Origin of the sequence: Fontibacter flavus (genome assembly GCF_042432905.1) — a bacterium.
GTDB classification, from domain to species: Bacteria; Bacteroidota; Bacteroidia; order Cytophagales; family Cyclobacteriaceae; genus Fontibacter; species Fontibacter flavus.
This window is the reverse complement of record NZ_JBHLWI010000017.1, coordinates 21,408-29,497: the sequence shown is the minus strand read 5'-3', so window position 1 is coordinate 29,497 and position 8,090 is coordinate 21,408. Positions and strand designations below refer to the sequence as shown.

The following is an 8,090-nucleotide window of genomic DNA, read 5'->3' as shown; positions in this document are numbered from 1 at the left end:
CAATTGCCAGTCTGATTTTTAAAAACTACCTTAGACATTGTTGTATTTTGTTCAACTCTAAAATAATAATTTTAGAGAAGATCAACAATAAAAAAAGGGTGTCTCGACTTTTCGGACACCCCCTTAGTGAATTTTGTTGGGATAATCTTATAAACCTATGTCAACCTGATGCCTCAGTATATCTTCAAAGGTTTCTCTTTCCCTTATGAGGTGGGCTTTACCATCCAAGATCAAGACTTCTGCTGGCCTCAATCTTGAATTATAATTTGAAGACATACTGAAACCATAAGCGCCTGCATTTTTAATGGCCAAAATATCCCCTTCTTTTACTTCTTTCAGTTTTCGGTCAGCCGCAATCGTGTCTGTTTCACAGATATAACCAACAATAGTATAAACCCTCTCTGGCCCCTCCAATCTCGATATATTGACTACGCTGTGATAGGCATCATACATCATCGGACGGATAAGGTGGTTCAAGCCCGAATCCACACCTACAAACGTTGAAGCTGGAGTGGACTTCACCACATTCGTTTTGACCAATAAATATCCTGATTCTGACACGAGAAATTTTCCTGGTTCAAACCATATTTCAAGGTCTGAACCATATTCCTGACAAAAATTCTTGAATGCTGCAGATACCTTATTACCAACTTCCTTGATATCCGTGGAAATATCACCAGGCTTATAAGCAACTTTAAACCCTCCTCCAAAATCCAAAAATTTAAGTCCTTTGAATTCTCTCGCAGCGTCAAATAAAATTTCGGCTCCTTTCAAGAACACTTCTGCATCTAATATATCTGAGCCTGTATGTACGTGAAGACCGATCACATTCAGGTCATAGGCCTCCACTACTTTCAGCACATGTTTCAACTGTAAAATCGAGATACCGAACTTACTGTCAATATGCCCAACGGAGATTTTGGCATTTCCACCGGCAAGGATATGTGGATTCAGCCGGATACAAATTGGAACTTGATGACCATAATAGGTGCCGAAATGTTCCAACATGGGGATATTGTCGATATTGATCATCACCCCAAGTGCTACCGCCTCTTGGATTTCTTCAAAAGAAACAGAATTTGGGGTATACATAATTTCATTGGGTGCAAATCCAGCATGCAGGCATAATCTTACTTCTTCTATAGAAACCGCATCCACTCCAGTACCTGCCTTTTTCATCAACTTCAAGATGTTGATGTTGGAAAGTGCTTTGGTGGCATATTTGATTTTCAGCTTGACGGTAGAAAAAGCATCCTGCAACTGCTTAACCTGATCTAGGATTTTTTGGCCATCATATACATATAGAGGAGTGCCGAATTGATTCGTCAATTCAATCAAAGAGACACCTTGTATCTGATACTGTTGGTCTTTAGTTTCCATGAAATTCTATTTAAGGGGCAAAGATAAGGATAGAAGGGCAATAAAAAAGGGAGACATACATCTCCCTTTCCCTTACTCAATATTGCATTACTAATTTAAGAAATATAAACTTGCTTCAAAAGTAGTGTCTGATATCCTATTGACAAAAGTTATCATAGCTCCTTTGCTGTTAAAAATTGTTAACCCCCTGAACAGGCTTATTTTATCCTGTAAATTTGTATCATGTCCAAAACCCAAATGAAATTAATCATCCTGCTCATGTCCATAGCCAGTATTGGACTGATCGGGTTTCAATACTATTGGGTCAACAATGCCCTAAGCATCAATGAGGAAAATTTTGAGCAGAATGTGTATCAATCTCTTTCTTCAGCGATAGACCAAATGGAAAAGGGGGAGACCAGCGACATTTTTCTCTCTATTTTGGCAAAGGACACTTTATTACAAAAATCACTTTTCCAAAAAATAGAACCGATTCAGGTTCAAATCAGACAAAGGCCAGTCAACAGAAGAAGACCATCATTGACCGACTCCATGATGCTACAGCCAATGCCTACTGTCAGCCAAAGGTTTAGAAGATTAGTAGAATCCAGGGGCGTGGACTTGTCACTTTTTACAGATTTGGATAATTTCTTTACCTATCTGACGCCGCAGATTGCTTCTTCTATGTTTACTCCTGATGAAATGGCAATCTTATTGGAAGAAAGAGAAAGGCAGCTCCAATATTTTAATTACATGGAGAATTCAGGCAGAGGCAGGTATAACCTTGACCAGGAATTCATAGAAGAATACAACATACCCAAAGATGCTTTTGAGAAAATCAGGTATACCAATCTCAAAATCGAAGCCATGAACCAGGCTTGGGAAGAACTGCTGGAGGGACAAAAAGACATACTGGAAAGAATTGACACTGCTCAGGTAAGGCTATTGGTCAAAAACTATTTGAAGGAAAAAGGGATTGAGCAGCGTTTTGATCTGGGAATTATCAATGACCAAGGAAAACTTATTCCCATTTCGGTTATTCAGGATTCCACTACCTTAAACCAAGGTCTTCAGGCAAGATTATTCCCAAGTGACCTTTTGGGGAAAGAAAATTATCTTGTCATCAATTTCCCATACAAAAGACTTTACATACTCCAGCAAATATGGCTGCCCGTTCTGAGCTCCATGTTGTTTATAGCCATTGTCATTTTCTGTTTTATTTACGCCATCAAGGTAATCATCCAACAGAAAAACCTTTCTGAGATCAAAAATGACTTTATCAACAACATGACCCATGAGTTTAAAACCCCAATCGCAACTGTCAGCTTGGCGGTGGAAGCCTTGCAGGACCCTGAGTTGATGAACCAAGATTCATTTAGAAACCGTTACATAGGCATCATTAAAGATGAGAATAAAAGATTGGGATCCCAGGTAGAAAAAGTGCTCCAGGCAGCTACTTTGGATAAAAAAGACTTCAAACTCAAGATTGAAACAGTCAATCTGGTGGACCTTTTGGAAAATGCCAAACAACATATCGCCCTTCAGGTAGAAAATAAAGGAGGGTCTATTTCTTTGGAAACTAACCTAAAAGAACCCTATATTGAAGCTGATCCTTTCCACTTATCCCATATTATCAATAATCTTCTGGATAATGCTGTCAAATACTCTAACGAGCACCCGGCGATTCATTTGAAAGCTTGGAGTCAAAACGGTTCAGTATTGATTACCGTAATGGATAATGGCATCGGCATGTCAAGAGACGCTGTTAAAAAAATATTTGATAAATTTTACCGGGTTCCAACCGGCAATGTGCATGATGTAAAAGGATTTGGTCTAGGCCTTGCCTATGTCAAAACCATGCTTGAGGCACATAATGGTGAAATCAGTGTAAGCAGTGAATTAGGAAAAGGTAGTACATTTACCCTTAAACTCCCCAAAAAACAATGAGTAAAGCAAAACTTTTAGTAGTAGAAGATGACCCTAATTTAGGGGACATCCTTCAGGAATATTTATCCATGAAAGGATATGAACCCACTCTTTGTAGGGATGGGGAAGAAGGTTGGTCAAAATTCAAGAAAGACAAATATGATCTGGCAATTTTGGATATCATGATGCCCAAAAAAGATGGCTTTACCCTCGGTAAAGAAATCAAAAAGGTGCAGGAAGACTTACCTATCATATACCTCACGGCCAAAAATCTCAAAGACGATATCATTGAAGGCTTGAAAATCGGGGCAGATGACTACATCACCAAACCCTTTAGTATGGAGGAGCTGTTGCTGAGGATTGCTGCTATCCTGAGAAGGACCCAGAAAAGTACAGACGTACAGGCACTAAAAGTGTATAATTTCGGAAGTTTTGAACTTCATTATGACGAGCAGTATATCAAAGGTCCTTCCGGAGATCACAAACTGACTTCCAAAGAAAATGAGCTGATCAGGCTTTTGGCCTCAGAAGTCAACAAACTGGTCAACAGAAGTCATGCTTTGAAACAAATTTGGGGAGACGATTCCTATTTTAATGCTCGGAGTATGGATGTATATTTGAGTAAAATCAGGAAAATACTCAAAGAAGATCCCAAAGTACAGATCATTACTGTACATGGAGAAGGCTTTAAACTTGTGGTGTCAGAATGAAAATCAGGCCATTCCATTTAATGTTAAAAATCAAGGAGCTAATGCTGGTATTAGCCCTTTTTTCTTGCGCTGAAAAATCAAATATTTCGAAAAAAAATGGCATTACAGTAGAAAGCATTCAAACATTCTTTTCTTCTGATGCACATATAGAAGAACCATTTTTATTTAGTAGCAAAAATGGAGAAACCTACCTGTCATGGATAGAAAGAAGAGAGGATGGCAATTCATTCAAATACGCCAAATGGAATGGCAATGATTGGACTCCTGGAAACCTAATAGCTGAGGGAGATAATTGGTTTGTAAATTGGGCAGATTATCCGCAATTAGCCACTTTTGAAGATGGAACATTAATCGCCTTTTATTTGGAAAAGAGCGGGCAAGGAACATTTGCTTACGACATCAAAATAATATTATCCAAAAATGGATTAGATTGGACAGAGGCATTCACACTTCATGATGATACCACCCAAAAAGAACATGGTTTCGTATCCATGAGCCCATGGGGAGATAATATGCTGATTACCTGGCTAGATGGACGGAATACTGGAGGAGGTCATGACCAGCACGAACATCATTCCCATAAAGGTCAGATGAACTTAAGGGCTGCTCTTTTGAACAGTGATGGCAGCAAGATTGACGAATGGTTGCTTGATGATCGTGTTTGTGATTGCTGTCAAACATCCGGTACAATAACCGATAATGGTCCAGTGGTGGTGTTCAGAGACCGATCTGAAACAGAAATAAGGGATATAGGAATTGTCCGACTGGAAGGGGAGCAATGGTCCCAGACTGAACCTGTTTACATGGATCTTTGGGAAATCGCTGCCTGTCCTGTAAATGGTCCCAGAATTACCAGCCTGGAAAATATAGTGGCCACAGCTTGGTATTCAGCAGCATTGGACATCCCTACTGTCAAAGTTTCTTTTTCAAAAGACCATGGCGCTTCATTCGAAACACCCATCAGGATTGATTTGGGCAAAACTGTAGGGCGTGTAGATATAGAATTAATTAATAAAACTACCGCACTGATCAGCTGGATGGAAGAAGGCAGAATAATGATGAGAACTGTCAGTATTGATAAAAAACTGGGAAACCCGATCACAATCGCTTCTTCATCGGAAAAAAGATCCAGCGGATTTCCGCAAATCAGTAAAGACAAGGATCACATTTGGATTGCCTGGACTGATGATTCAGACGCATTTAGAAAAATTCAGACTGCAAGGATACCTTTAAGCGATTTTTATTAAAAATTTTCGGATTAAAACTAAAAAAAAATTCGGGAAATGGGATAAATGTCGTACAGCAAACTTACATTTTTCTCATCCTCTGATGGCTTGTAGGTAGTAAAGTCTGATAACTTGAATTTCAGAAATCAAACACAGATAACTTTTAGGAAACATAAAGTTAACAATTTTTTAACATACTAAAAATGAAACCCGATTTCTTCAGGCTCATGAAAGTTAAACCAAAGTTTACTGATGGTGATAAGGTTCATTTCTAATGATGGTAAAGGCCCTATAGAGTTGCTCCACGAAAAACAACCGGACCATCTGATGCGAAAAAGTCATTTTGGACAATGAAACCATTCCATTTGCCCTTTGATATACAGCATCCGAAAACCCATAAGGCCCACCTATTACAAATATCAGCTGCTTTAAGCCTGAATTCATCTTCTTTTGGATGTAATCAGAAAAATCCTCAGAACTGTATTGTTTTCCATTTTCATCCAATAAAATCAACGCGTCCGAAGCTTGGACTTTTTTCAGGATCATTTCCCCTTCTTTATCTTTTTGAGTAGCCTCTCTCAGACTTTTGGTGTTTTTGAGATCCTGGATGATTTCCAAGTCAAATTTGATGTAAAAGCCGAGTCGCTTCACATATTCTTCAATCAGGGATTGGAGTGCTGCATGGTCAGTCTTACCTACTGCCAAAAGTTTGATCTGCATGGCGCAAAGTTAAAACTCATTATCGAGGAAAAAAACCTTACAACAAATCACATAAAGGGTGACAATATGAAATTTTATTTTCAAATATTTTTCAATAAAAAAACCTGTATACCATGATAATGTGTATGAACGGCAGGCTATCGATGACCAAAAAAAGAATAGATTTTTTTATAACATTTTGATAAACAATTAGATATAATTCACACTTATATATCCACTAACCAAAACTATTATTAAAATGAAAAAAATATTCTCCATCGCGATGCTGGTTACCTTTTTTGTAACCTCTGCATTCACCGCCAACAAAAACAGCACAATCTATGCCGAAAATGACATTGTAGATCTTGCCGTTCAAACAGATTTTCTATCCACCCTTGTAGCTGCAGTCCAAGCTGGGGAGTTAGTAGATGTATTAAAAGGTGATGGTCCTTTTACTGTATTTGCACCAACCAATGAGGCTTTTGCCAACTTGCCTGCAGGAACTGTAGAAGAACTCTTAAAGCCTGAAAACAAGTCGAAATTAGTTGCCGTTTTGACCTATCACGTGGTGCCTGGAAAAGTTTATTCTAATGACCTGAAAGATGGTATGAAAGCCAAAACCGCTCAAGGTGCTGAAGTGACAATTAGTTTAAAAGGTGGCAAGGCCATGGTCAATAACGCAAATGTAACTACTGCAGACATTGAAGCTTCTAATGGTGTTGTTCACGTTATTGATACTGTGATTTTACCTCCAATGTAATCCATTTGAATTTAATATAAAGGGCCTGAAGCATTCGCATCAGGCCCTTTTTTATTATTGGAATATATAAGACAAAGAATTTTTCTTATTGAATGTATTCTTTTCTTTTCAAAATGGTTTCTACAAATTTCTTGTCATTCTCAGAATTGAATATTTTAAACGGCAAATGGATAAATTGAGCCTTAGACATGGTCAAAATAAATGCATCCTTTGTCAGCTCTGCTTTTTTGATCATGTCCCATTTGATTGGCATGCCTTGTTTGGCGTTAAGTTTCATCAAAATCTGGCGGCTATCTATTTCATAAGCCATTTTCTCAAAAATCACCTTATTCTGTTCCATTTGGGTCACACCGGCAAATTGTATTACCCAGAATAACCAATAAAGAGCATAAGCTAAAATAGCCATGCTGATCCACCACCAAGAAGCTATCCAAAAATAACCGCAAGCAATAGCTACAGCAATCAATGCCACCCACCACTGTTCTTTCAAAATATTGACCAATCCTATTTTGATATAGGTTCCTGTTTCCAGCTGATATTTTTTAGTCTTTACTATCATTACATTAATTTTTCAGAGCGCAAATATCCTATTATATCCAGTATTTAACAAATTGATTCTAAAGGCTGGAAAATTTTTGGTAAAAAAATCTAATAAAGATCAATGTAAAACACTAATAGATTGACTTATACAATCAAAAGTGCTAACTTAAAGACAAAATTGGAAGTTATGAGCAGCCTGATAATAGATTTGATTTTGTGTGGATTAGCCTATGTGGTGCTGATTTACTTTGTGGCGACCATGACGAAATCCAATTTATCCAGAAAAGACACGAACAATGACGACGGAGACGGCGGGGTGGAAGAGTTTACACCACCAAAAATTGACCTCCCTCCAGGCGTTATCTGGCCATCTGATGGTCCGAGTGTTAAAAGACCTTCAGATCCTTTAGAAGTTTAACTACAGTTTTTACAGATTCCTGTCACTAAAATATTGACCTCTTTTCCGATATAACCTTCTGGCAGTTTCACTTTTGGCAGACTGATTTCATCTATACAGATTGTCTTTCCACAGCTTTCACATTTGAAATGTACATGCTCATGATCATGGGGATGGCTTCCTTCATGGCCATGTGCACATAAGGCATATTTGGTCGTGCCTGTGTCATCCAATACCTTATGAATCAAATCAGTTTCCAAAAATGTCTTCAAGGTTCTGTAAATGGTCACTCTATCAAAATCCTTTTTCAATTCTTCCTCAAGATCAGCATGTGATAGGGCTGACTGTTTATCCAAAAAAGTCTTGAGGACCTCCTTTCTGCAATTGGTGACTCTTAATTTATGCGTATGAAGAATTCGGGATGGATTTTGGGCCATGAGGTTCAATTTTATCTATGACGTAAAAATAAAGAT

At 38.1% G+C, this 8,090-nt stretch carries 9 protein-coding genes; 5 read left to right on the top strand and 4 right to left on the bottom strand.

The genetic code is table 11. The features are described from left to right. Positions 1-147 precede the first annotated feature (147 nt). Positions 148-1,380 carry a diaminopimelate decarboxylase gene (gene lysA / locus ACFFIP_RS07590; RefSeq protein ID WP_382386999.1) on the bottom strand — a complete coding sequence of 411 codons (1,233 nt, stop codon included), beginning with the start codon at positions 1,378-1,380 and terminating at the stop codon, positions 148-150. Between the two features lie 237 nt (positions 1,381-1,617). On the opposite strand from lysA, the gene ACFFIP_RS07585 reads away from it, so the two are divergent. From ACFFIP_RS07585 to ACFFIP_RS07575, 3 genes are read left to right on the top strand one after another with little or no spacing between them, the layout of a single operon-like run. Beyond that, positions 1,618-3,306, top strand: a complete 1,689-nt coding sequence (locus tag ACFFIP_RS07585) for a sensor histidine kinase (RefSeq protein WP_382386998.1) — start codon at positions 1,618-1,620, stop codon at positions 3,304-3,306. Continuing rightward, positions 3,303-3,995, top strand: coding sequence for a response regulator transcription factor (locus ACFFIP_RS07580; RefSeq protein ID WP_382386997.1), 693 nt, complete (start codon positions 3,303-3,305; stop codon positions 3,993-3,995). Before ACFFIP_RS07585 ends, ACFFIP_RS07580 begins: the two co-directional genes overlap by 4 nt. 41 nt (positions 3,996-4,036) lie before the next feature. Next, a complete protein-coding gene (locus ACFFIP_RS07575) occupies positions 4,037-5,242 on the top strand; it encodes an exo-alpha-sialidase (protein WP_382386996.1) in 1,206 nt (401 codons plus the stop codon). Between the two features lie 225 nt (positions 5,243-5,467). Here ACFFIP_RS07575 and rlmH read toward each other — a convergent pair whose 3' ends face one another. After that, positions 5,468-5,941, bottom strand: coding sequence for a 23S rRNA (pseudouridine(1915)-N(3))-methyltransferase RlmH (gene rlmH / locus ACFFIP_RS07570; protein WP_382386995.1), 474 nt, complete (start codon positions 5,939-5,941; stop codon positions 5,468-5,470). Between the two features lie 238 nt (positions 5,942-6,179). Between rlmH and ACFFIP_RS07565 the strand changes: the two genes are divergently transcribed. Next, positions 6,180-6,680, top strand: coding sequence for a fasciclin domain-containing protein (locus ACFFIP_RS07565; protein ID WP_382386994.1), 501 nt, complete (start codon positions 6,180-6,182; stop codon positions 6,678-6,680). Positions 6,681-6,765: 85 nt separating this feature from the next. Here the strand turns inward: ACFFIP_RS07565 and ACFFIP_RS07560 are convergent, their stop codons facing one another. Beyond that, positions 6,766-7,239, bottom strand: coding sequence for a YcxB family protein (locus ACFFIP_RS07560; RefSeq protein ID WP_382386993.1), 474 nt, complete (start codon positions 7,237-7,239; stop codon positions 6,766-6,768). Between the two features lie 168 nt (positions 7,240-7,407). On the opposite strand from ACFFIP_RS07560, the gene ACFFIP_RS07555 reads away from it, so the two are divergent. Continuing rightward, the gene (locus ACFFIP_RS07555) at positions 7,408-7,638 is read left to right on the top strand and encodes a hypothetical protein (RefSeq protein ID WP_382386992.1); all 231 of its coding nucleotides are present in this window, start codon (positions 7,408-7,410) and stop codon (positions 7,636-7,638) included. On the opposite strand, the gene ACFFIP_RS07550 is transcribed toward ACFFIP_RS07555, so the two are convergent. Next, on the bottom strand, positions 7,635-8,054 hold the full coding sequence (locus ACFFIP_RS07550) for a Fur family transcriptional regulator (RefSeq protein ID WP_382386991.1): 420 nt from the start codon (positions 8,052-8,054) through the stop codon (positions 7,635-7,637). The genes ACFFIP_RS07555 and ACFFIP_RS07550 overlap by 4 nt on opposite strands. Between the last annotated feature and the right edge of the window lie 36 nt (positions 8,055-8,090).